General features: G+C 59.8%; 19 protein-coding genes. 12 read left to right on the top strand and 7 right to left on the bottom strand.

The window, feature by feature from the left end:
- The 5 genes from lysA to B3Y70_RS01125 all read left to right on the top strand — a co-directional run.
- A partial coding sequence (lysA, locus tag B3Y70_RS01105; RefSeq protein WP_288589079.1) for a diaminopimelate decarboxylase occupies positions 1 to 927 on the top strand: 927 nt, incomplete at its 5' end.
- Between the two features lie 14 nt (positions 928 to 941).
- Complete coding sequence (gene dapF / locus B3Y70_RS01110; RefSeq protein WP_286714573.1) at positions 942 to 1,868, top strand: diaminopimelate epimerase; 927 nt, start codon at positions 942 to 944, stop codon at positions 1,866 to 1,868.
- 18 nt (positions 1,869 to 1,886) lie between these two features.
- Positions 1,887 to 2,636, top strand: coding sequence for a DUF484 family protein (locus tag B3Y70_RS01115; RefSeq protein WP_286714572.1), 750 nt, complete (start codon positions 1,887 to 1,889; stop codon positions 2,634 to 2,636).
- On the top strand, positions 2,633 to 3,607 hold the full coding sequence (gene xerC / locus B3Y70_RS01120; RefSeq protein WP_286714571.1) for a tyrosine recombinase XerC: 975 nt from the start codon (positions 2,633 to 2,635) through the stop codon (positions 3,605 to 3,607). The genes B3Y70_RS01115 and xerC overlap by 4 nt, the downstream gene beginning before the upstream one ends.
- An 11-nt stretch (positions 3,608 to 3,618) precedes the next feature.
- Complete coding sequence (locus tag B3Y70_RS01125; protein ID WP_014420365.1) at positions 3,619 to 5,004, top strand: GGDEF domain-containing protein; 1,386 nt, start codon at positions 3,619 to 3,621, stop codon at positions 5,002 to 5,004.
- A gap of 9 nt (positions 5,005 to 5,013) precedes the next feature.
- On the opposite strand, the gene B3Y70_RS01130 is transcribed toward B3Y70_RS01125, so the two are convergent.
- Entirely contained in the window at positions 5,014 to 5,247 is a 234-nt protein-coding gene (locus B3Y70_RS01130) for a DUF2789 domain-containing protein (protein WP_023011756.1), read from the bottom strand.
- A 117-nt stretch (positions 5,248 to 5,364) separates the two neighbouring features.
- Between B3Y70_RS01130 and B3Y70_RS01135 the strand changes: the two genes are divergently transcribed.
- Positions 5,365 to 8,112, top strand: a complete 2,748-nt coding sequence (locus B3Y70_RS01135) for an ATP-binding protein (protein ID WP_414674102.1) — start codon at positions 5,365 to 5,367, stop codon at positions 8,110 to 8,112.
- Between the two features lie 14 nt (positions 8,113 to 8,126).
- Here the strand turns inward: B3Y70_RS01135 and B3Y70_RS01140 are convergent, their stop codons facing one another.
- Positions 8,127 to 8,492 (bottom strand): hypothetical protein, encoded by a 366-nt coding sequence (locus B3Y70_RS01140; RefSeq protein ID WP_278350071.1) that lies wholly within the window; start codon positions 8,490 to 8,492, stop codon positions 8,127 to 8,129.
- A gap of 239 nt (positions 8,493 to 8,731) precedes the next feature.
- Here B3Y70_RS01140 and B3Y70_RS01145 point away from each other — a divergent pair, with 239 nt between their 5' ends.
- Both B3Y70_RS01145 and B3Y70_RS01150 read left to right on the top strand, forming a co-directional pair.
- Positions 8,732 to 9,340 (top strand): hypothetical protein, encoded by a 609-nt coding sequence (locus B3Y70_RS01145; protein ID WP_278350072.1) that lies wholly within the window; start codon positions 8,732 to 8,734, stop codon positions 9,338 to 9,340.
- Positions 9,318 to 11,564 carry a patatin-like phospholipase family protein gene (locus B3Y70_RS01150; RefSeq protein ID WP_288589080.1) on the top strand — a complete coding sequence of 749 codons (2,247 nt, stop codon included), beginning with the start codon at positions 9,318 to 9,320 and terminating at the stop codon, positions 11,562 to 11,564. The genes B3Y70_RS01145 and B3Y70_RS01150 overlap by 23 nt, the downstream gene beginning before the upstream one ends.
- Before the next feature lie 12 nt (positions 11,565 to 11,576).
- Here B3Y70_RS01150 and B3Y70_RS01155 read toward each other — a convergent pair whose 3' ends face one another.
- From B3Y70_RS01155 to B3Y70_RS01165, 3 genes are all read right to left on the bottom strand, one after another.
- Positions 11,577 to 12,236 carry a GntR family transcriptional regulator gene (locus tag B3Y70_RS01155; protein ID WP_022992137.1) on the bottom strand — a complete coding sequence of 220 codons (660 nt, stop codon included), beginning with the start codon at positions 12,234 to 12,236 and terminating at the stop codon, positions 11,577 to 11,579.
- A 64-nt stretch (positions 12,237 to 12,300) separates the two neighbouring features.
- Entirely contained in the window at positions 12,301 to 13,737 is a 1,437-nt protein-coding gene (cls, locus tag B3Y70_RS01160) for a cardiolipin synthase (protein ID WP_288589081.1), read from the bottom strand.
- Positions 13,734 to 14,774, bottom strand: a complete 1,041-nt coding sequence (locus B3Y70_RS01165; protein WP_222447632.1) for an AraC family transcriptional regulator — start codon at positions 14,772 to 14,774, stop codon at positions 13,734 to 13,736. Before B3Y70_RS01165 ends, cls begins: the two co-directional genes overlap by 4 nt.
- A 384-nt stretch (positions 14,775 to 15,158) precedes the next feature.
- Between B3Y70_RS01165 and B3Y70_RS01170 the strand changes: the two genes are divergently transcribed.
- The 4 genes from B3Y70_RS01170 (at position 15,159) to B3Y70_RS01185 (ending at position 18,672) form a co-directional block, all read left to right on the top strand.
- Positions 15,159 to 15,953: an alpha/beta fold hydrolase gene (locus tag B3Y70_RS01170; protein WP_286893519.1), complete on the top strand. Its 795-nt coding sequence runs from the start codon at positions 15,159 to 15,161 to the stop codon at positions 15,951 to 15,953.
- A gap of 101 nt (positions 15,954 to 16,054) precedes the next feature.
- Positions 16,055 to 17,143: an SMP-30/gluconolactonase/LRE family protein gene (locus tag B3Y70_RS01175; protein ID WP_286893531.1), complete on the top strand. Its 1,089-nt coding sequence runs from the start codon at positions 16,055 to 16,057 to the stop codon at positions 17,141 to 17,143.
- The gene (locus B3Y70_RS01180; protein WP_286893521.1) at positions 17,140 to 17,610 is read left to right on the top strand and encodes an acyl-CoA thioesterase; all 471 of its coding nucleotides are present in this window, start codon (positions 17,140 to 17,142) and stop codon (positions 17,608 to 17,610) included. The genes B3Y70_RS01175 and B3Y70_RS01180 overlap by 4 nt, the downstream gene beginning before the upstream one ends.
- 81 nt (positions 17,611 to 17,691) lie before the next feature.
- Positions 17,692 to 18,672 (top strand): NADP-dependent oxidoreductase, encoded by a 981-nt coding sequence (locus tag B3Y70_RS01185; protein WP_286893523.1) that lies wholly within the window; start codon positions 17,692 to 17,694, stop codon positions 18,670 to 18,672.
- 15 nt (positions 18,673 to 18,687) lie between these two features.
- Here the strand turns inward: B3Y70_RS01185 and B3Y70_RS01190 are convergent, their stop codons facing one another.
- Positions 18,688 to 20,556 (bottom strand): cation:proton antiporter, encoded by a 1,869-nt coding sequence (locus tag B3Y70_RS01190; protein ID WP_011784056.1) that lies wholly within the window; start codon positions 20,554 to 20,556, stop codon positions 18,688 to 18,690.
- Between the two features lie 21 nt (positions 20,557 to 20,577).
- Complete coding sequence (gene tcdA / locus B3Y70_RS01195) at positions 20,578 to 21,384, bottom strand: tRNA cyclic N6-threonylcarbamoyladenosine(37) synthase TcdA (protein ID WP_286893525.1); 807 nt, start codon at positions 21,382 to 21,384, stop codon at positions 20,578 to 20,580.
- Positions 21,385 to 21,444: the final 60 nt, after the last annotated feature.

Consider the following 21,444-nt stretch of genomic DNA (forward strand, 5'->3'; position numbering starts at 1 on the left):
TGGGAAATGAAGCGGGCCCTGGAGGCCGGCGTTCGCTGTTTCAATGTCGAATCCGACACCGAGCTTGATCGCCTGAACAAGGTGGCTGGCGAACTGGGAGTGAAAGCGCCCATTTCCCTGCGAGTGAATCCGGACGTGGATGCGGGCACCCACCCGTACATCTCGACCGGCCTGAAGGAAAACAAGTTCGGCATTGACATTGCTGAGGCGCCAGCAGTCTATGCCCGCGCGGCCAGCCTGCCCAACCTCGATATCCACGGGGTGGACTGCCACATCGGCTCACAGCTGACTTCAGTTTCGCCGTTCCTGGATGCCCTGGACCGGGTGCTTTCTCTGATCGACACCCTGGCAGAGCAGGGCATCCGTATTCGCCATCTGGATATGGGGGGCGGTCTGGGTGTGACCTACAACCAGGAAACCCCGCCGCAACCGGCAGATTATGTGAAAGCGCTCAATGAACGCCTGGGCGATCGGGAGCTGGATCTGGTGCTCGAGCCAGGGCGCTCCATCGCAGCGAATGCGGGTATTCTGGTGACCCGGGTAGAATTCCTGAAGTGCACCGAGCACCGGAATTTTGCCATCATCGATGCGGCCATGAATGATCTGATCCGACCGGCGCTCTACAGTGCCTGGCAGGCCATTATTCCGGTTCGGCCCCATCAGGACAGTGAGGAAAGGCCCTGGGACCTGGTGGGCCCGGTGTGCGAAACCGGCGATTTCCTCGGCAAGGATCGCGCTCTGCGCCTGAAAGCCGGCGATTTGCTGGCGGTGCGCTCGGCCGGGGCCTACGGATTTGTTATGGCCTCTAACTACAACACCCGCAACCGGCCCCCGGAGTTGATGGTGGACGGAGATCAGGTGCACGTGGTGCGGCGCCGGGAAACTCTGGACGACCAGCTGGCGCCGGAAAGTTGCCTGCCGGAATGAGCGGGGAGAACGAGATGTCTCAGCAACGACGCGGCCAGGGCCCGATTCTGCGTTTTACCAAGATGCACGGGCTGGGTAACGATTTCATGGTGGTAGACGCCATCAGCCAGCCATTCCGGCTGGCCCCGGACACCATCCGGGAACTGGCGGATCGCAATTTCGGCATTGGCTTTGACCAGTTGCTGGTGGTGGAACCACCGGGGTTGCCGGATGTGGATTTTCGTTACCGCATTTTCAATGCCGATGGCTCAGAAGTAGAGCAGTGCGGCAACGGTGCCCGCTGTTTCGCCCGTTTTGTGCGCGATCAGCGTCTGACCAATAAACGCGTCATCCGGGTGCAGACCGCCAAGGGTGTGATTGAACTCAAGGTGGGTCGGGACGGCCTGGTGGCCGTCAATATGGGAGTGCCGGAGCTCAATCCACCCGCGATCCCCTTTGCGGCAGATCAGCGCAAGGATGTGTATACCGTCGACGTGAATGGCCAGACGGTCGAGCTGTCGGCCATCTCCATGGGTAATCCCCACGGGGTACTGGTGGTGGACAATATCGATACGGCGCCGGTTGAAAGCCTCGGCCCGCAGTTGGAAAAGCATCCCCGGTTTCCGGCCCGGGCCAACATTGGCTTTCTGCAGGTGATTGATCGCCGCCGTGCCCGGTTGCGTGTATTTGAGCGGGGCTCCGGCGAAACACTCGCCTGCGGCAGCGGTGCCTGTGCAGCAGTGGTGGCCGGTTGTCTCCGTGGCCTGCTGGACAGCCGGGTCGAAGTCGAGCTGCGCGGTGGCCGGCTGGTCATTGAATGGCAGGGGGAAGGTGCCCCTGTTATGATGGAAGGGCCTGCAACCACGGTATTTGAAGGCCAGTTGCGGCTGCCTGGCGAACCCCAGCCCCGGCGCCGCAGGAGTGCCCGCCCGAACACCCGACCTCATAAAAACGGGGCCTGAACCGATCAGGAGAACACGATGACAGAACAAACGGCCCGCCAGAAGGCCGGCGAACTCACCAGGGAACAGGTCGCAGAATATCTGAGGGCCAATCCGGACTTTTTTATCGGCCAGGACGAGCTCCTGCGCAGTTTGACTCTGCCCCATGACAGCGGCCGGGCGATTTCCCTGGTGGAGCGCCAGGTGCACCTGTTCCGGGAACAGCGGGACACGTTACGCCGGGAGCTGGTGGAACTGGTGTCCATCGCCCGCCACAACGACCGGTTGTTCGAGAAAAGCAAACGCCTGCTGATGCAGGTGATTGAAGCCCGTAATCTGCAGGATATGGCCGCTGCCATTGATGACAGTATCCGGGGCGATTTTGGCCTGGATGCCGCGTCGGTACTTCTGTTCAGTGAAACCGGTCAGCTTCAGTCACAGGGTGCCTTGCATATGGTGGATGCGGCCGCGGCACGTGAGCGGTTGGGAAGCCTGCTGGAGGGGGAACGGGCCGTTTGTGGCCAGTTCCGTGAGAATGAGCGTGAATTCCTGTTCCCGGACCGTGACGATCCCATCGCCTCCGTCGCCCTTGTACCCCTGCGCCACGAAGGTCTGGTGGGTGTGTTTGCTGTCGGCAGTTGTGAACCCGGTTACTTTGATCAGAGCATGGGCTCACTGTTCCTGAGCTACATCAGCGACACCCTGAGCCGGCTTTTGCCTCCCATGCTCAAGCGCCATGGTACCGGCGCTCCGGTGACGGACCTGACCGCGGAGACCGGCCAGGGGTGAGCGCGGCGGCGAGTGACCACAAAGGATCAGCGAGCCAGTTGGCGGCGCTGACCGGCTTCATTGGTCATCTGCAATCCGAGAAACGGCATTCACCCCGTACCTGCGAACACTATCAGCGCGACCTTCAGCGCCTGATCTCCTGGCTTGCGGATAATAGCCTCAACGACTGGTCAGAGCTGTCTGCCCACGATGTTCGGCGCTACGTAGCCCGACTCAGCCGGGATGGACTGAGCGGGCGCAGCATTGCCCGGCACCTGTCGTCGATTCGGCGCTTCTACCAGTACCTGCTTCGCGAAGGGCTTGCGAGCGATAATCCAGCTCTGGACATCAGGGCGCCGAAAAGTGGTCGGCGTTTGCCCCGCGTTGCGGATGTTGATCAGATTGGCCAGTTACTGGATGCCACCCCCGAAGACCCCCTCGAAATCCGTGATCTGGCCATGTTCGAGCTGATGTATTCCTCCGGCCTTCGGCTGGCGGAGCTGGCCGGGGCCGATCTGTCGGCTCTGGATCTGAAGGGCCCAGAAATCCGCGTTCTCGGTAAAGGTAACAAGGAGCGCGTGCTGCCGGTCGGCCGTAAGGCCGTGGCGGCGTTGCAACAGTGGTTGTCCTGCCGGCGGGCACTGGTCACCGAGGGTGAGAAGGCACTGTTTGTCAGCCGGCGGGGCACCCGCCTGAGCCGGCGCAGTATCCAGAGTCGCCTGTCTCGCTGGGGTATTCTGCACGGCGCGGACCAGCGTTTGCACCCCCACCTGCTCAGGCATTCCTTTGCCAGTCACATGCTGGAATCCAGTGGCGACCTGCGCGCGGTTCAGGAATTGCTGGGTCATGCGGACATTGCCACAACCCAGGTCTATACTCATCTTGACTTTCAACATCTTGCCCGGGTTTATGATCAGAGCCATCCCCGGGCGCGCCGCCGAACGACCGATCGCACCGGGTGTGAAGAGGAAGAGCATCGTGCCGGCCACTAAGGGAGTAGTTCATGGCATCTGAAGATTCCTGGAAAGAGAAATATCTCAGGGAACTGGAAGAAGCAGAGCATCGGGAAAAACAGTGGGAATCCGAACGTAATCTGCTGGAAAGAATGCTGGTACGAACCAGTCTGGCCTCCGAAGGACAGCGGCCGGAGCTGGATGAATTGCTGGGTCGGTTGCGGGAGGATATCCGTAAGAAGCAGATCAACCTGCAGCACTGGCGGGAACTGCAGGACCAGATTGACCGGCAGATTACCCTGCTGGACGAGCAGGCCGGGCCTCAGGCTGTGTCGCCCACACCGGAACCGCAAGCCCCGGCAGAAGGTGTGGATCTGGCGGATACCACCCAGCGACTGAGAATTGCACGCCGCATCGGCCAGTTACTGGGGCAACTGTTGCAACAGGCTTCCCTGGAGCCGGCCGCAGAAGCAGAAGCCCGGGAATTACAGCAGACCTTGCTGACCAGCAACGACTGGGAAGTGCTCCGGGAGGGGTTGAACCGGGTCGCCGATCTGGTGATTGCCGCCATTACCCGCAGCCAGCGCGAATTCGAGGCCTTCCTGAAACGTCTGGATGAACGCTTGCAGGCGTTGCGGGAGCATTTTGCCCAGCAGAGTGACGCCCAGACTGGCCGGCAGGACGCCACAGCAACGCTGGACCGGGAAATCCGTGCCGAGCTGGACAAGGTGGGGGATGACATCCGCGCCAGCGAGGATATTCAAGCTTTGAAGCAGTCGGTCAGTCAACGCCTGGAATTTATTGGCAGTGCGCTGGAGCGGTTCCGGACGTCGGAAAGCGAGCGTGAAAAACTGCTGGCGAACCAACTGGAAGCCATGCAGGAGAAAGTCGCGGCCATGGAGGCCCATTCGGAACAGATGCAGGCCCAGGTGCGTGAAGAGCGTCAGCGAGCCCTGACCGATCTGCTCACCCAGCTGCCCAACCGTGAAGCCTGGCAGGAACGGCTGTCGTTTGAATACAATCGCTGGTTGCGCTACCGGCACCCGCTCACGGTGGCTGTGCTGGACGTGGATCTGTTCAAGCGCATCAACGATTCCTATGGCCACAAGGCAGGGGATCGCGTGCTGCAGTTGGTGGCCCGGGAGATGAGCACTCGCCTGCGGTCGACGGATTTTATCGCCCGGTTCGGTGGCGAGGAGTTTGTGGTGCTTCTGCCGGAAACGCCCACAGATGAAGCCCGCAAGGTATTGGATTCCCTGCGCGAACATGTATCCGGCCTGCCGTTCCATTTCAGCGGCGAGCCGGTAAGCATTACCTTTTCAGCGGGGCTGACCGGTTTTCAGGACGACGACACCGAAGAGTCGGTGTTTGACCGGGCTGATCGGGCCCTCTATCAGGCCAAGGATGAGGGCCGAAATCGGGTGTCGGTGCTCTGACCCAGCCAATCAGCGCCTTAGCAGGGCATCCAGTTCATCAATCACCTCCGCCCAGTCGCTGTCATCTTCCAGCCCTTCCTCCAGAAAATGGGATTGGCTCTCTGACCAGAAGGGCGCATCCTGGATAGCGACTTCACTGGGTAATGGTGAATGTCGGGCGATGAAATGCTCGACTTCCGATTGACCGGAGGGCAGACCCAGTTGTTCGAACAGGGTGCTCAGGCTGTGTTTGCTGGTGTCCATGGTTACGTACCTCCATCAGCTCATTGGCAAAATGCAATCCTGCCCGTTTGCAGGTATGGTTTTCCTGAAATGTAGTGGACCCGCCGAGGATATCCAGTGAAGTCTCGTTCACAGTTCATGTTTTGCCTCCTGTTGCTGCTTTTTCAAGGGGCCGTGTTGGCGGATCCACCCCAGAATTCGCCGGCGCCCGTACTGGGCGTTGAAGATCTGCGTTGGCTTGCAGAACAGGATGGCTTCAATGTGGGGGTCAGGCATACCCAGGTGCCGCTGGTGTTCGATACCGGGGAGGGGCGCATGGCGGGCATCTGGGTGGACTACCTCAACCGCTTGTCCTCCAAGCTGGGATTGCCCATTGAGCCCTTTCTGATGAACCAGATGCTGGGCACTGAGCGGCCAGAGCCGGACCTGATCCTGACCACCCGACTGCCCGGCGCCCCGGTTATTCCCGGCGTGCGACACACAGCGCCCTTGATGTCACTCACCTACGGGGTGTTTGTGAATGCCGGCGACCCGGCAATCCGGACTCTGTCTGATCTGGAGGCAGCGAAGGTTGTCATTGTCGGCGACGACCCCAATCAGTTTCCGCTGCTGGACCCGGTGGAAAGCTTTACGCCGGTACCGGTTTCCAGCCTGGGTGAGGCGGTCAGCCGGGTTATGTCGGGCGAGGCAGATGCTTTTCTCGGGCCGGTTCCGGTGGTGTCTGACTACCTCGAATCGGCGATGATCAATGGTGTCGGGCTGGCGGTGTTGCTGGATCGGCGACCTGTGGATGTGGTGCTGCAGGTTCCCATTGAGCAGGAGCGCATGTTTCGGGTGTTTGATCGCACGGTATCGTCACTGACCCATCAGGAACATCGCAATATTCGCCAGTCCTGGTTGGCGGGGGAGCTGCCCGAAGTCGAGACCCGAAACGTGGCCCTGACCGCCGGTGAACTGGAATGGCTGGCCAGTAACTCGGAGATTACCGTCGGACTGAGGCCGGACTGGCCGCCGTTCGAGTTTGAACAGGATGGCCGGCCCACGGGGCTGGTCGCCGACTTGCTCAGCCGGCTGGAGAAGGATCTGGGGATTCGCTTCCAGCGAGTGACGGTAGACAGTCGGGCCGGCGCCGAGGAAAAACTGAAATCCGGTGAGCTGGACGTGCTTCCCGGCATGTCCCGCACGCCTCGTACCGAGCAGGAATTCCTGTTCACCCGGGCCTATGTCAACGTGCCCATTGCGCTGGCGATCCGCGACACCGGTCGCTTTATCGGAGACCTGCGTGAACTTCGGGATGAGCGGGTCGGCGTGGTAAACCGCCAGGCCAGTCATGACTATCTGCTGATTAATCATCCGAATCTCGACCTCTATCCCCAGCAGACCGTGGAAGACGGGCTGCTTGCGCTTTCCAACGGCGATCTGGATGTGATGGTGACGCATATCCCGGCGGTAAGCTACACGGTGGCACGGCTCGGTCTGTCGAACCTGAGGATTACCAGTATTACCCCTTACCAGTACGATCTGAGACTGGCGGTCAGCCCGGCCCAGCCTGAGCTCCACCGCATTCTGAACAAGGCGCTGGGCAGTCTGCCGACGTCCGAAACCGAAGCCATCTATAATCGCTGGATTCACCTGGATATCGAACAGGAAGCCGATTACACCGTGGTTCGGCGGATCATTCTGATAGCCATCGTGGTGGTGCTGATCTTCCTGTACTGGAACCGCAAACTTTCACTGGAAGTGGATGAGCGAATCCGGTCCGAGAACGCGCTGCGCCGGAGTGAGGATGAACTCCGTGCCGCCAAGCTTGAGGCGGAGCGGCTGGCCCGGGAAGCGGAGGCTGCGAGCCGTGCCAAGAGCGAATTCCTGGCCAACATGTCCCACGAAATCCGAACGCCTATGAACGCGGTGATTGGCTACAGCGATCTGCTCTACAATTCGGTCACAGATCCTCAGCAGCGCAATTACCTCAATGCCATCCGGGCGGGCAGTCGAAGCCTCCTGATGCTGATCAATGACATTCTGGACCTGTCGCGGATCGAGGCCGGCAAGATGCGCCTGGATTTCGGCCCTGTGTCCGTGCGCCGGCTGCTCAGTGATGTCCGCCACATCTTTGACCTGCGGGCGACGGAGCAGGGCATTACCCTGGAAGTGAGCGTGGGGTCGGGTATGCCCTCGGCGATGATGCTGGACGAAACCCGCTTGCGACAGGTGCTGTTTAATCTGGTGGGCAATGCCATCAAATTCACCCACGAGGGCGGGGTTACCGTGCGAGCGGTGGCCAAGCCGCTGGGCGAGCCGGCGGATGCCGATTCCGAGGTTTGTTACTACCGGCTGGTGGTGACCGTAGCTGACACCGGTATCGGCATAGCCCCGGACCAGCAGGAGCGCATTTTTGAAGCCTTCGAGCAGCAGGAAGGCCAGAGTTCCCGGCGTTATGGCGGTACCGGGCTGGGGCTTGCGATCAGCCGAAAACTGGTGGAAATGATGGGCGGCAGACTGACCGTGAAAAGTGAGGCCAATGTGGGCTCGACGTTCAAGGTGGTACTGCCCAGGGTAGAAGCGACGGTGGAGCAGGCTGATGACGATGGCGCGCCGGAGGAATCCGAGCGCCTGCTGGCCCAGACCATGAGCATGCATGAGCGGGGCTGGCTGCGGGAAAAACTGGCTGAAGACTTCGGTAATGAATGGCAGGACGTGCGGGAGAGCGGCGACCCGGAACAGATGAAGGATTTTGCTGCCCGCATTATCGAATGGGGCCAGCGGCACCGGTCATCGTCGGTCACGCGTTACGGGGAGAAGCTGCTGGCGGATGTGGAGGCTTTCAACCTGGACGCGGTCAATACTGCCCTGGATGCGTTCCCCCGACTACTGGGGCAGGAATAGCACGGGCGGCTTGCTCAGAGGCAGTCGAACTGGGACTGGCGGTCAAAGGCAACGGCCACCATGTCGTAGCCGGAATCCGACAGCGAGCGGATCAGTTCGCGATCTTTCAGCAGGGTCATGCACACTTTGTGTACGCTGGCCTGAAGTTGTTTGGCGGCCGGTTGCTGGTTCGGAAAGCGGAAATCCACAATCAGGTATTTCCGGTCTACGCTGGCCCGGGCGGGAATGTCCTCGCGCTCGATACTTTCGTAGCCGATGTAGGTGGCTTCATTGGCCTGAAAAACCTGGCTCATCAATACATCCAGATTTTCGGCGGCTACCTGCGCCGATGACAAGCCGAGCACCAGACCAGAGAGAAGGGCGGTAGTAAAGGTGCGCATGTGAGGCTCCCGAAAGGTAATCTGCGATTCTTGTTAGTGTAACCAAGTGTAAAGTTTGGTTACAGTTGATTGTTGCAGAGTGTGGCGTACTTTTCCTCCTGTGGGCGCTGGATTTTTCAATTGTTTGCAATGCTGAAATGATTTCCGGATGGTAAGGCCCGGCGTTGGTTAATGCCTGTTGTAGCCTGTGATTTCAGCTATCATTGACCAACAGTTGTTGTAAAAGCAGAGGGATAGCCATGTACCAGCTCGTGTTTAAAGGAGAGTGCACGCCAGGCACCGATCTGGAAACCGCTCGCAATAATGCCCGGGCTCTGTTCAAGGCCAGCGTCGAGCAGCTGGACCGCATGTTCAGTGGGCAACCGGTGGTCATTCGTAACAAACTTGAGCAGGTTCAGGCCGAGAAGTACCTGGCAGTGCTGAAAAAACACGGGATGGTGGCGTATGTTCAGCTCATGCCCGGAGCCGGGCCGGCCCAACCCGCACCGGCGTCATCAGCTCAGGCTCAAGCGTCAACGCCTGCCCCGCCTCAGGCCCCGGCACCGAAACCAGAGCAACCGGCGACGAAATCCGGTGAGACTCCAGCGGTTGAGCCGGGCGATCGCCTACCGGTGGCCGGCGAAAAGGTGGATGATATTCTGGCCGGTTCCGGCCTGAGCCTGGACCCGGTCGGGGTGACTCTGGTTGAGCATCAGGAGGCTGAGGCACCGATGTTTGAGCATCTTGATGACTGGACACTGGCCCCTGCCGGCAGTGATCTGGGTATAAAACGGGATCTTCCCCCACCGGTTGTGCCGGATACCTCCCATCTGTCACTGGCCGACGATGACAAAAAACAGACCTCGTGACGGGATCGTGAGTACTCGCTCGCCGTCCTGGTTGCTGTGCATTCTGCTTGTCCTGCCCGGGTTCCCTCATGCTTTGGCCGATGCTGATGCGAGTAATGCTCGACCAACCATAGGTCTGGTGCTCAGTGGCGGTGGTGCCAAAGGCATGGCTCATGTCGGGGTACTGCGGGTACTGGAAGAAATGCAGGTGCCGGTTGATGTGGTGGTCGGTACCAGTGCCGGATCGGCCGTTGCCGCCCTGTACGCCACCGGGATGCCGGTGGAAGAAATTGAAAAGCGCTTTATCGGGCTGGACTGGCTGTCCAGCTTTCGCGATGACCCGGGCCGGGCCTACAAGCCGGTGCGCCGAAAGCAGGACGATTGGCGCCTGCCTCTGGTGCCGGGTATTGGCGTCGGTTCCGAGGGCGTTCGGTTTGGTGGCGGACTGGTTACCGGCCAGAATCTCGGGTTTATTCTCAATGAGCTGACCCGTAACGCCGCGCTGGTGGATGACTTTGATCAGCTACCCATCCCCTTTCGGGCTGTGGCCACTGATCTGGAAACCGGTGTTGAAGTGGTGATTGGCGACGGCAACCTGGCCGACGCCATTCGTGCCAGTATGAGCATTCCCGGCGTATACGCCCCGGTGGAAAGAGGCGGGCGATTACTGGTGGATGGTGGGGTGGCCAACAACCTACCGGTCAGCGTGGCCCGGGACATGGGGGCTGATGTGGTCATTGCCGTGGATATCACCGATCCGCTCATGACCACAGAGGACATGCGCGAAGCTTTTTCAGTGGTCGGGCAGCTCACCACGCTGATGACCCGGCGCAACACCGAATTACAGCTGGGCCTGTTAACCGATCGCGACATTCTGATCCAGCCAGATCTGCAAGGCCACACCTCTGCCGATTTCTACGACGCGCCGGTGCTGTTTGAGCTGGGGGCCAGTGGAGCCAGGGATCATGCTGTGGCCCTGAACCGGCTGGCGGTGTCTGACTCGGAGTGGCGGGATTACCGTGCACGGCTCCGGGCCGAGAAACTGGCACCGGGGCCGGTCGTCCGGATCGAATTCCGTAAAGGCGACCGCCTGGCCAGTGATTTTCTGCGCGAGCGGATTCGGCAGAAAGAGGGTGAGCCGCTCGATGTGGAGCAACTGGAAGCCGATCTCAAACGCATCTACGGGCTGGGGTACTACGAGACCGTGTCCTGGTCCATGCGTCCTTCCGAGGCCGGCCCGGTGCTGATCATTCAAGCCAGGGAGAAGAGCTGGGGGCCCAACTATCTGTCGTTTGGCCTGAATTATGAGGACAACTTCGACGGCGATACCCGCTTCAATCTGGCCACCGGGTTACGGATGACCGAACTCAATCGCCTTGGCGCGGAATGGCAGACCGGGCTCCAATTAGGCACCCAGCCCTGGGTGCGTAGCCAATGGTACCAGCCTCTGGATTACGGTTATGACCGGTTTGCGGTGGTTGGGGTTGAATATCGCCGTGATGATTACAGTGTCTACGACAACGGCGACCGTATTTCCGAGATAGATGTGACCTTTCGGGAAGTGGATCTGGCCCTTGGCATGGAACTGGGTGGCGATGGCGAGATCCGATTGGGTTATGTCCGTGGCTATGCCACCGTGGATGACGAAGTGGGCGTTCCGGTTGCACCTTCCGGTAAGGTGCATCAGGGCTACGGCAGCCTGCAACTGGTACATGATTCCCTGAGTGATGCCTTCTATCCGAAATCCGGTGCTTTTGCCGGTATCCGGGCCAGAGTAGAGCGGGAAGAGCTCGGCAGTGACCGGGAGTTCGATGCCCTCACCGGCATGTTGCTGGGAACCGGCACCTGGCAACGTTTCAATCTCACCGGCTTGCTGTATACCCGGCAGGTCATCAGCGGAGAACCGGGCGTTGAGAACGCAGCGCGTCTTGGCGGTTTTCGGCAGTTGTCAGCCTACGCCCCGGGCGAGATCACGGGAAATGATGCCGTTTTACTGGCGGCCTGGGCCAGGCGTGAATTCGGCGGGCCGGTGCTGCCCTGGTTCACCGGCCTGGGATTTGAGACCGGCAATGCCTGGGAGACGATGGATGATGCCACCTGGTCCGGGCTGGTGCGATCCTGGAGTGTTTTCGCCGGGGTGGATACCTTCCTGGGGCCGGTACAGCTCTCGGCCGCCTATAACAACGAAGATGAATGGACCGCATACCTCAATATCGGCTTCTCATTCACCCAGCTGTTCTACTGAGTTTTCGCGGTATCAGTTGTTCAGAGCGGATAGCACCTGCTCACACTGCTGCACGGCATAGCGGTGCAGGATATCTGCCAGGGCCTGTTCGTCCCGTTCCCGTATTATCCGGATGGATTCTTCCATGTGCACCAGGTTGTCTTCCAGAACCTGTTTGCCGCCATGGCGGAAGGCGACAAAGGCGCAACGCTTGGCAGAGGGCCAGAGATCCTCGATGGCCGAGACAATAAAGTAATTGTCGGCGTACACCAGTGAGGCTTTGGTGTATTCAATACCCAGCTCCAGAAACGCCATCAGATCGTTGTTCTGAAAACGGTCCCGCATCTGCTCGTACAGGGATTCCAGCCGCTGCATGTCATTCGGTTGCCACTGACGCACCAGCTTCCGTCCGGTGTGAGTCAGGTACAGTTCCAGAGTCTCATAGAGACTGCGGACAAAGTGTTCATCCAGCGGCGTGACGAACGCGCCTTTGCGGGGGACGTTACGCACCAGATGGCGCTTCTCCAGCAGCAGCAGGCCTTCCCGGATGGAGCCGTGGCTGACATCCATCTGCTTGGCCATGGCACTTTCATAGATGCGCTCGCCGGAACGGAGTTGCTCGAAGGCAATCAGATTTTCAATGTGACGAGCGACCTGTTCGGTCAGGGTTTCTCTGGGTTTGAATGCGTTCATGAAATGGTCGTTTACAGCATCAGTCGAGCGCTCATGTTCGCACAAGCGCCCGCCCGGGGCCAGATCAAAGCAGGGGCGCCAATAGTCGTACCGCCCGGCAGCCCAGCCGGAACAGGATTGAGCGCTGGCGATAGTCTTTTTCGGTCATGGGCCGGCTGGCGCCCAGATCTTCCTCCAGCATGGTTTCCACCTGCTGGATAAACGCCGGGCTGGTGTTGACGGCGGTAATCTCGAAGTTCAGGCGCATGGACCGGTTGTCGAGGTTGGCGGTGCCGATGGCGGCGTAGCGGCTGTCCACCAGAACCACTTTCTGGTGCATGAAGCCGGGCTGGTAACGATAGATGCCGATGCCGGCCTGACTGGCCTGTACCAAATAGGAATAGGCGGCCAGCCGGACCAGTGGGCTGTCGGTTTTCTCCGGTATCAGGATGCGAACATCCACCCCCCTGAGCGCCGCCAACTGCAGGGCATTCATGATCTGGAAATCCGGCACAAAATAGGGCGAGGCAATCCAGATCCTTGTGCGCGCGTTGTTGATGCAGTTCAGGAAGAACAGGGTGCAGGTTTCCCAGGTGTCTGCCGGGCCGGTGGGCAATACCAGTACTTCCTGGTCGCCGGGAGGCTGAGACACGGACGCCCAGTTCAGTTCCGGCCGGGTATTGCTGGCCCAGTTCCAGTCCTCCAGCCAGGCCAGCTGGAGGCCGGTGACAGCGGGCCCTTCAATCCGGCAATGGGTGTCGCGCCAGGGTTCCTGGTCCATGGCGGTGCCCAGGTATTCGTCGCCCAGGTTGATACCACCGACGAATCCCACCTTGCCATCGCAGACCAGGAGCTTGCGATGATTACGGAAGTTGATCTGGAAGCGCCGACGCCGGATGTTGCCGTCACCAAACGAGGCAATGCGGGCGCCGGCAGCAGACAGTTCATTCAGCCATTTGCGGGACAGAAACGCGCTGCCAATGTCGTCATACAGGAACCAGACCTCGACGCCCTGGGCCAGCTTGCGTTCAAGGATGGCCTTGATGCGCTGGCCGACACGGTCTGAGCGGACAATGTAGAACTCCAGCAGCAGATAATGGCTGGCGTCTTCCATGGCATCGAACAGGGCTTCAAAGGTGGCTTCGCCGTCTCGCAGCAGCGTGCAGTGGTTGCCAGCGGTGAACGGTTGCCGGCCGAGTTTGCACAACACCTGCAACTCGTCGCTGAAATGCTCCTGGCCCGGATTGGTGATGGAGGTGGTCTGGTTTTCAAACTGATCCAACAGGTTGGTGAGGGATTCATCGCCCATGCGGCGGGCCTTGACGTAACCACCAAAGCGATAACGACCAAACAACAGGAACATGGGCACGGCAATGTAGGGCAGGCCCACCAGTGCGAGAATCCAGGCTATGGCTCCCTGGGCCGTTCGATAGGTGAGCAGGATGCGGTAAATACAGGCCAGCGCCGCCAGGTACAGCGCTGCCAGCGGAATGGCCAGTAGCGAAAGGTTCTCTGTAATCATGACTCTTGTCCCTGATGACTGGCCCGGAACTGGGCCGGGGCGACACCGGTCCAGCGCTTGAACGCACGGCTGAAGGCGCTCAGCTCGGAGAACCCCAGGAGAAAGGCGATTTCGCCAAGTGCGTACTGGTCGTCGGCGACATAGCGCAGGGCCTTGTCCTTGCGGACCTGCTCCACCAGGTCGTGGAAACTCATGCCTTCTTTCTTGAGTTTTCGGTACAGGGTCTGGCGGCTCATATGACACTGCCGGGCCAGGGTGTCGGCGTCAATCCGGTCGGTGGCCATCTGCCGGGAAATCAGGCGACGCACCTTTCGGCTGAACGAGCGGCGGGTCTGTAGCCGGGCCATGACCGCATTTACCTGTTTCAGCACCGCTGAGTAAACATAGGGATTCCGGTGCGGGATGGGGTGGCCCAGGTGCTTGCTGTTAAACGCCATGCGGGTAACGCCACAGCCGAAATGGACAGTGCCACCGAACAGTTTGCGGTATTCACCGGCATATACGGGCTCCGGATGGGCAATTTCCAGCCAGTCAGCCTCGATACTGCGATGGATAAAGTGCCGGGTCCGGCACAGGGCGGCGGCCAGGGTGCGGTCCATGTCCTGGCGACAGTAATGATCCGGACGATCCGGCTGCCAGGTCAGGATGGCCTGGTCCGGGGTTTGCTCAAAACTCAGGGTGACTGATTCGTTGATCAGTCGGTGCAGCCGGACATACTGCACCACGGCTTCGCCCAGAGTGTCGCAGTTGAAGAACACATGGCCGACCAGCCCCATGCGCTCGGGGTCGATGACCTGGCCGGCATGCAGGCCGACGCCCGGATCGGCGGTCAACTGCTCGGCCAGTTCCCACAAACGGTAATGGGCAGAAGCGGGTACCCGTAGATCCGGGTCTTTCAGTGTCGCCAGTGTCAGCCCGGTAGCCTGTTCCACCCGGACACGATCCAGAAGACCCCGTGTTTCCAGATAGTGCACCAGCGCCAGTGTGCTGGATGCCGCCACCTGGGGCGATTCCGGATATTCGGTCTGGGGCTGCATGCCTGGGTTCTGCTCCCGTTTGTTATCTGGTGGACTGATACAAAATGTCAAATGATTGGGACAGCAAGTCAACGGGTTGCCACTGCTTCAACGATAGCATGTTGGCTATCAGGTTGAAGTAATGCGTTGCAAAGTGGAGGTGTTGTATGGAACAGGAAATCTTTGTACCCCATAGCGAAATGGAGCGCAAAAACGTTCTGGCACTCGCTGAATACCTGGACAGCATTTTCTATTGCTGATCTTTCAGGCGTATGTCTGTGACCTTCCAGCCGGGCCATGCCCGGCTTTTTTCTGCCTGTCGGGTTGGCACCAAATTCCCCTTGCCCCGTAAACTGGCAGTGGTAGTGTATCCGGTTTGATCCGACAACCGGAGGCTGCCAGACCATGAGTGTTGCACTGAACCACCGAATTTCCGGTCAGGGAGATCCCTTGATCCTGCTGCACGGACTATTTGGTTCCCTGGAAAACCTGGGTGGTATTGCCCGCCGGCTTGAGGACGGCTGGCAGATCCATGCTCTGGATGAACGCAATCACGGCAGCTCTCCCCATACTGACGACATGGACTATCCGGCTATGGCCGAGGATGTCATTGCCTATCTGGATGCCCAGGGTATTGAAAAAGCCAGTCTGCTGGGCCACTCCATGGGCGGCAAGGTCGCCATGCAGGTTGCCCTGAAGCATCCTGAGCGGGTGCGGTCATTGATTGTGGCGGATATCTCGCCGGTTACCTACAAGGCCCACCACGACGCCATTCTTGAAGGTATGCAGCAGGTGGATCTTCGTGGCGTGAAATCCCGCAGCGAGGCGGATGCCCGCCTGGCCCGGTTTGTCGAAGTGGCGGGTGTGCGCCAGTTCCTGCTGAAAAACCTGGAGCGTATTCCGGCCCAGGAACAGGCCGACGATGAGGTGGCCTTCCGCTGGCGGCTGAACCTGTCTGTCATTGATGCCTGTTATGACAAACTGGCGGCAGCGCCGGAAGGGCAGGGACCTTTTGAGGGACCGGTGCTTTTTATCAAGGGTGCGGATTCCGCCTACATCCAGGAGAAACACCGGGACACCATTCGTACCCTGTTTCCGGGCGCCGAGTTGAAAATCATTGAAGGCACCGGGCACTGGCTGCACGCGGAAAAGCCGGACGCTTTTGCCATGCTGTGCCGGCGTTTTCTGGAACAGGCCTGATCTTGTCAGAAACCCTGTGATGTCTGCTAAGGTTAGGCACACGGAGTTATCCGCCGGGTCGCCTGCGGACAAAGAATCATAAAAGGGAACGGGCGCGCATGATGAAATGGTTGCTGGTTGGCTTGCTGGTTGTCTTTTTGTTGCTTGGCAGCTTTCTGCTGACCCCGTCTCCGATTGACAGTAAAGCCTGGGATGCGCCCTCTCCACCGGCCATGACCGGTGTGCTGGCGCCCAATGAACGGTTGCGGCTGGCGGATCTGCTTGCTCGTGGCGAGGTGTACGGCCCGGAAGACACCACCATCGGCCCTGATGGTGTGCTCTACACCGGTACCCAGGATGGATGGATTGTTCGTGTTCACCCTGATGGTACGGTGGAACACTGGCTGGAAACCGGTGGCAGGCCGCTTGGACTTGTGTTTGACAGCAACGGCAATCTGATTGTCGCCGACGCCTGGAAAGGCCTGTTATCCATTACTCCTCAGGGTGACATCACGGTGCTTACCCGAGAGGCCGAGGGCACCCCCTTCCGGTTCACGGATGATGTGGTGATCGCCCCCGATGGCCGAATTTATTTCACCGACGCCAGTTCCCGCTTCCAGCAGCCTGATTACGTACTCGACTTGCTGGAGATGCGTCCTCACGGCCGGTTGTTGCGGTACAACCCGAAAACCCGGAAAACCGAGGTGTTGCTGGGTAACCTGCATTTTGCCAATGGCGTGGCAGTATCCCCTCAGGGCGATTATGTACTGGTGAACGAGACCTGGAAATACCGCATTCTCCGGTACTGGATCGGCGGTCCCAAGGCTGGCCGGGCTGAGGTATTTGCCGACAACCTGCCGGGTTTTCCGGACAACCTGGCGGTGGACGGTGTGGGCCGTTACTGGGTCGCCTTCCCGACCTTGCGTAATCCCCGGGTCGATGCCATGCACAAGTCCCCCTGGCTGAAGGATCTGGTTGCCAAGTTGCCGGACAGCCTGAAGCCCAAGCCCCAGAACTACGGTCTGGTCGTCGCCTTCGATAGCAAGGGCCAGATGCTGACCAGCCTGCACGACACTCGCGGTACTCATCTGCAGGAGATTACCTCAGTTAATCCGCACGACGGTGTTCTATACTTTGGTTCACTTCACAACGACCGTATTGGCCGGCTACCGTTGCAGGCCATCCCTGGCCTTGGAGAAGCAACCCCATGACTGATGCCCCCGCCCTGAGCTGGGATTTGCCCGGCCCGTTCACCCTGAAAATCACGGTTCAGGCCGAAGATACCGATCGACTTGGCCATGCCAATAACGTGGTGTACATCCGTTGGCTGGAGGAAGTGAGCTGGGCCCACATCGAGAGTCTGGGCATGACCTGGGCCCTGCACGAGGAAACCGGCAAGGCCATGGCCATTACCCACACCGATGTTGACTACCTGATGTCGGCTAATGCCGGCGACCAGCTGGTGCTGGGCACCTGGCTGACGGACTGGGATGGTCGTTTTCGCTCGGCCCGACAATTCCAGTTGATTCGCAGGGCCGATGGCAAAACCCTGTTGCGGGGCATGTCCACTCACGCCTGCGTTGATATGAAATCCCAGCGCCCGGCTCGGGCTCCGAAAGCCTTTGTCGATATTTTGTCCGGCGCCCTGGTGCCCGGCGGCCGAGGCCTGCCGCGCTAGGGCCGTCGCCGGAAATATCTGCTAGTCTCATCCTTGATGCCCTTCGAGGGACATCTGACCCCATGCACTCCGGAGGCAACCATGGAACCTACCGACGTTAGTGAATCAATCCTCATGCAGCACGTGATCTACGGCGAGTTTGGTGAGCGGGAGGTGCTTCAGGTGGCGCAGGCTCCGGTGCCTGAGCCCCGGAAAGGTGAAGTGGTCATCCGAGTGCATGGCGCCGGTTTAAACCCGATTGACTGGAAGACCCGGAAGGGGCTGGGGTTCGCCGCCCGACAGATCGAAAACCGGCTGCCCTGGACGCCGGGGTACGACGTTGCCGGTGAGGTCGTCGCCGTTGCTGAGGGCGTAACCACCCTGGCCCCGGGGGACCGGGTAATGGGTATGGTGGGCTTTCCGGCCGGCGGTGGTGCTTATGCGGAGTACACCCTGGCTCGTGCTGACGAGTTGGCCATCGTCCCTGATGAGCTTGATCTGGTGACTGCCGGCGCGGTGCCCCTGGCGGCATTAACGGCCTGGCAGGCTCTGTTTGAGGTGGCCAGGCTGGAATCCGGTCAGAAGATACTGATTCACGCCGGGGCTGGCGGTGTCGGCCATTTTGCGGTTCAGTTTGCGCTGGAGCGTGGTGCCCATGTGGTGGCAACAGCCTCACCGGCCAACCGGGATTTTCTGGCTGAGCTCGGCGTGCACGAAGTGATTGATTACCACACTACCGATGTGGCTGAGGAGTGCTATGGCCTGGATGTGGTGCTGGACCTGGTGGGAGGGGAAGCCGGCAAGCGCTCCCTGCATACCCTGTCAGAAACCGGCGTGCTGGTGACCATCCCCACCGTGACCGCTGATGACATTGTCAGCGCCGCCGAGGCCATGGGGCTTAGGGCCCACGGCATGACCGTAAGGCCGGATGTGTTTCACCTGGACGAAATTGCCGAACTCATTGAAGACGGCGATGTGCGGGTTCACATTGAACAGGCTTTCCCGCTGGATCAGGTGCAGGCCGCCCACGCATTGCTGGAGGGCGGCCACGTCCGTGGCAAGCTGGTGCTTGACTGCCGCTGACGGAGGCGAATAGCGTCAGGCTGGAGCGGCACCGCTTGCCGTTTTGTCGCCTTTCTCACCGGCAGGTTCTTCCCGGTCCCGACGTTCCTTCTGGGGTTGTGGGGGAACCAGGCTGATCAGTACCCAATCGTCGCCTGGCTCAAGGGTTTCCATGTCCTTGACCGGGTGAATATGGTCCCGACTGTCGCGTACGAACAACACCAGGGCCTGGTTCTGATACTGGTTCAGAAACTGCTGGTAGCTGAACTCTTCGCTTAGCTGCGTGGTTTTCACGGTGTAGCCCTGGCTGACCAGGCTCGCCAGCTTGGCATAGCTGACACCATCGAACAGACCCCGGGTCCGCTGGACCTTACCTGCGGTCTGAAGCCGCGCCCGCTGATCCTGGTCGCCTTCCACCAGGCCAAACACCGAATCATCTCCGAACCAGTCCAGAAAATGGTAGGTGGCCAGACTGTTCATCTGCTTGTATGGCGACAGTATCAGGAGGTTGCCGATCCCGGTCAGGTCCATATGTGTGGCGGCATGTTCCGACACCGGGTTGCCGAAATACACCGGCAGGTTTTCCATGCGCGCCTGGCGCACGTTCTCCCAGTTGGTGTCGGTCAGCATGGTGGGAATGTCATGCTTTTTCAGGGCCTGGGCCACCAGCCGGGCCACCGGGTTGGCGCCCAGAATCAGGAAGCCGTGCGCGGGCGGTTCCTGAACCCCCAGCAGTTTTGCCACGGGTCGGGCAGTGAGGCTTTGCAGGGTAACGGTGGTGATGATGAGCATAAACACCAGTGGTACCAGTACGCCGGCACTCTCATAGCCGATTCGCTCAAGCTGGAATGCGAACAGCGCTGAGACCGCCGCAGCGACAATGCCACGTGGAGCAATCCAGCTCAGGTACAGCTTTTCGCGCCAGTTCAGTGTGGTGCCAATGGCCGAGAGGAAAATGCTCGCGGGGCGTGCAATCAGCATGAGGATGGCCAGCACAGCAACCAGGCCCCAGCCCAGTTCGGCGATGGCTGCAAACTCTACACGGGCGGCCAGAATGATAAACAGGGCCGAAATGAGCAACACACTGAGGGATTCCTTGAATTCCAGAATGCTGTCGACCGGAACCTGCTTCATGTTGGCCATCCAGATGCCCATCACGGTCACGGTGAGCAGCCCCGATTCGTGGGCCAGTTCATTGGAAATGGCAAAGACACCGAGCATGAAGGTGAGTGTGCCGGCGTTATGCAGGTACTGGGGAATCCAGTGCTTTCTGAGGACCAGGCCGTTCAGGTAGCCGGCGGCGGCACCGATGGCAAAGCCAACCAGCAGAGTCTTGCCGAAAATGTAGAGGGAGTGGCTGAAAACATTGCCCTGGCCCCAGGAAACGATGCCCTCGAACACCAGAACGGCCAGCAGCGCGCCTACCGGGTCAATGATGATGCCTTCCCAGGTGAGGATGTTCGCCAGCTTGGAGGTGGGGCGCACTGCCCGGAGCAGGGGCGCAATCACGGTAGGCCCGGTGACGACGGAGATAGCACCGAACAACAGGGCGACTTCCCAGGATACCTGGAGAATCCAGCGGGCGGCCAGGGTGCCGATAATGCAGGTGACGATGGTGCCCACAGGAATAAGATTGCGCACCATCTTGCCGTGGCCTTTGATTTCCTCGTAGCGCAGGGTAAGGCTGCCCTCGAACAGGATGATGGCCACTGCCAGGGAGATAACAGGAAACAGCAGGTCGTCAAAAATGGCTTCCGGTTGCAGGAACCCGGTCACCGGGCCTGCGAGGATGCCACCGGCGAGCAGGAACAGAATAGCCGGCATGCGTACCCGCCATGCCAGCCACTGGCAAACCAGGGAAGAAACGCCGATGCCGGCCAGAATTAACGTGGTGCTTACGGCCATAAAAGGGCCCCGATGGTTGAATTAGGCGTTGGCCTTGCGGGCGATGCGATTCAGCAGCCGGGACGCTGCGAAAAAGCCGAAACTCGCGGTCACCGGACTGGCAGCACCAAAACCGGTGGCGCAGTCGAGCCGCACCGGGCCGTCGCTTGTCGGTTTCTGTTGACATACCTCGCCGTCCGGGGCGGGATAGGTCAGTTGTTCCAGAGAGTATACAGCTTCTACGCCGAAGCGCCGTTTCGGGTTTCGGGAAAAACCGTATTCCCGGCGCAACATATTACGGACCTTGGCCAATAATGGATCCTGTGTGGTTTTCGCCAGGTCTGCAACCTGGATCTGGGTCGGATCCATCTGGCCCCCGGCACCACCGGCACAGATGATCGGAATCTTGCGTCGCTGACAATGCGCAATCAACGCGGCTTTTGCCTTCACGCTGTCGATGGCATCCACCACGCCGGTCATGTCTTCTGTGATCAGCTCCCCGACGTTCTTCACCGTGAGAAAGCCGAAGTGCACCCGAATGTCCGCCTGGGGATTGATGGCCCGCAACCGCTCCGCCATGGCGTCGGTTTTGGTGCGACCATACTGGCCCTGCAGAGCATGCAGCTGCCGGTTAGTGTTGGAGACACAGATATCGTCCATATCAATCAGGGTGATGGTGCCGATACCACTACGCGCCAGAGCTTCTGCCGCCCAGGAACCGACGCCGCCGAGACCGACAATGGCGATGTGAGCATGGCAGAAAGCATGCAGGGCCTTGCGGCCGTACAGACGCTCTATGCCGCCGAAGCGGAAAGCGTAGTCGTCGGTCTGTGCAGGGTTTGATGCCATTGAGGCTTTCCGGTAGGCAGAAGAGTTCAACATGAATTTGGCGCAGATTGTACCGCAGCG

Origin of the sequence: Marinobacter sp. UBA5687 (genome assembly GCF_002420325.1) — a bacterium.
GTDB classification, from domain to species: domain Bacteria; phylum Pseudomonadota; class Gammaproteobacteria; order Pseudomonadales; family Oleiphilaceae; genus Marinobacter; species Marinobacter nauticus.

What these genes read in the sequence shown, in the direction of transcription:
- dapF (WP_286714573.1), top strand. Translation starts at nt 942, where the DNA reads ATGTCTCAGCAACGACGCGGCCAGGGCCCGATTCTGCGTTTTACCAAG.
- B3Y70_RS01115 (WP_286714572.1), top strand. Translation starts at nt 1,887, where the DNA reads ATGACAGAACAAACGGCCCGCCAGAAGGCCGGCGAACTCACCAGGGAA.
- B3Y70_RS01125 (WP_014420365.1), top strand. Translation starts at nt 3,619, where the DNA reads ATGGCATCTGAAGATTCCTGGAAAGAGAAATATCTCAGGGAACTGGAA.
- B3Y70_RS01130 (WP_023011756.1), bottom strand. Translation starts at nt 5,247, where the DNA reads ATGGACACCAGCAAACACAGCCTGAGCACCCTGTTCGAACAACTGGGT.
- B3Y70_RS01135 (WP_414674102.1), top strand. Translation starts at nt 5,365, where the DNA reads ATGTTTTGCCTCCTGTTGCTGCTTTTTCAAGGGGCCGTGTTGGCGGAT.
- B3Y70_RS01140 (WP_278350071.1), bottom strand. Translation starts at nt 8,492, where the DNA reads ATGCGCACCTTTACTACCGCCCTTCTCTCTGGTCTGGTGCTCGGCTTG.
- B3Y70_RS01145 (WP_278350072.1), top strand. Translation starts at nt 8,732, where the DNA reads ATGTACCAGCTCGTGTTTAAAGGAGAGTGCACGCCAGGCACCGATCTG.
- B3Y70_RS01150 (WP_288589080.1), top strand. Translation starts at nt 9,318, where the DNA reads ATGACAAAAAACAGACCTCGTGACGGGATCGTGAGTACTCGCTCGCCG.
- B3Y70_RS01155 (WP_022992137.1), bottom strand. Translation starts at nt 12,236, where the DNA reads ATGAACGCATTCAAACCCAGAGAAACCCTGACCGAACAGGTCGCTCGT.
- cls (WP_288589081.1), bottom strand. Translation starts at nt 13,737, where the DNA reads ATGATTACAGAGAACCTTTCGCTACTGGCCATTCCGCTGGCAGCGCTG.
- B3Y70_RS01165 (WP_222447632.1), bottom strand. Translation starts at nt 14,774, where the DNA reads ATGCAGCCCCAGACCGAATATCCGGAATCGCCCCAGGTGGCGGCATCC.
- B3Y70_RS01170 (WP_286893519.1), top strand. Translation starts at nt 15,159, where the DNA reads ATGAGTGTTGCACTGAACCACCGAATTTCCGGTCAGGGAGATCCCTTG.
- B3Y70_RS01175 (WP_286893531.1), top strand. Translation starts at nt 16,055, where the DNA reads ATGAAATGGTTGCTGGTTGGCTTGCTGGTTGTCTTTTTGTTGCTTGGC.
- B3Y70_RS01180 (WP_286893521.1), top strand. Translation starts at nt 17,140, where the DNA reads ATGACTGATGCCCCCGCCCTGAGCTGGGATTTGCCCGGCCCGTTCACC.
- B3Y70_RS01185 (WP_286893523.1), top strand. Translation starts at nt 17,692, where the DNA reads ATGGAACCTACCGACGTTAGTGAATCAATCCTCATGCAGCACGTGATC.
- B3Y70_RS01190 (WP_011784056.1), bottom strand. Translation starts at nt 20,556, where the DNA reads ATGGCCGTAAGCACCACGTTAATTCTGGCCGGCATCGGCGTTTCTTCC.
- tcdA (WP_286893525.1), bottom strand. Translation starts at nt 21,384, where the DNA reads ATGGCATCAAACCCTGCACAGACCGACGACTACGCTTTCCGCTTCGGC.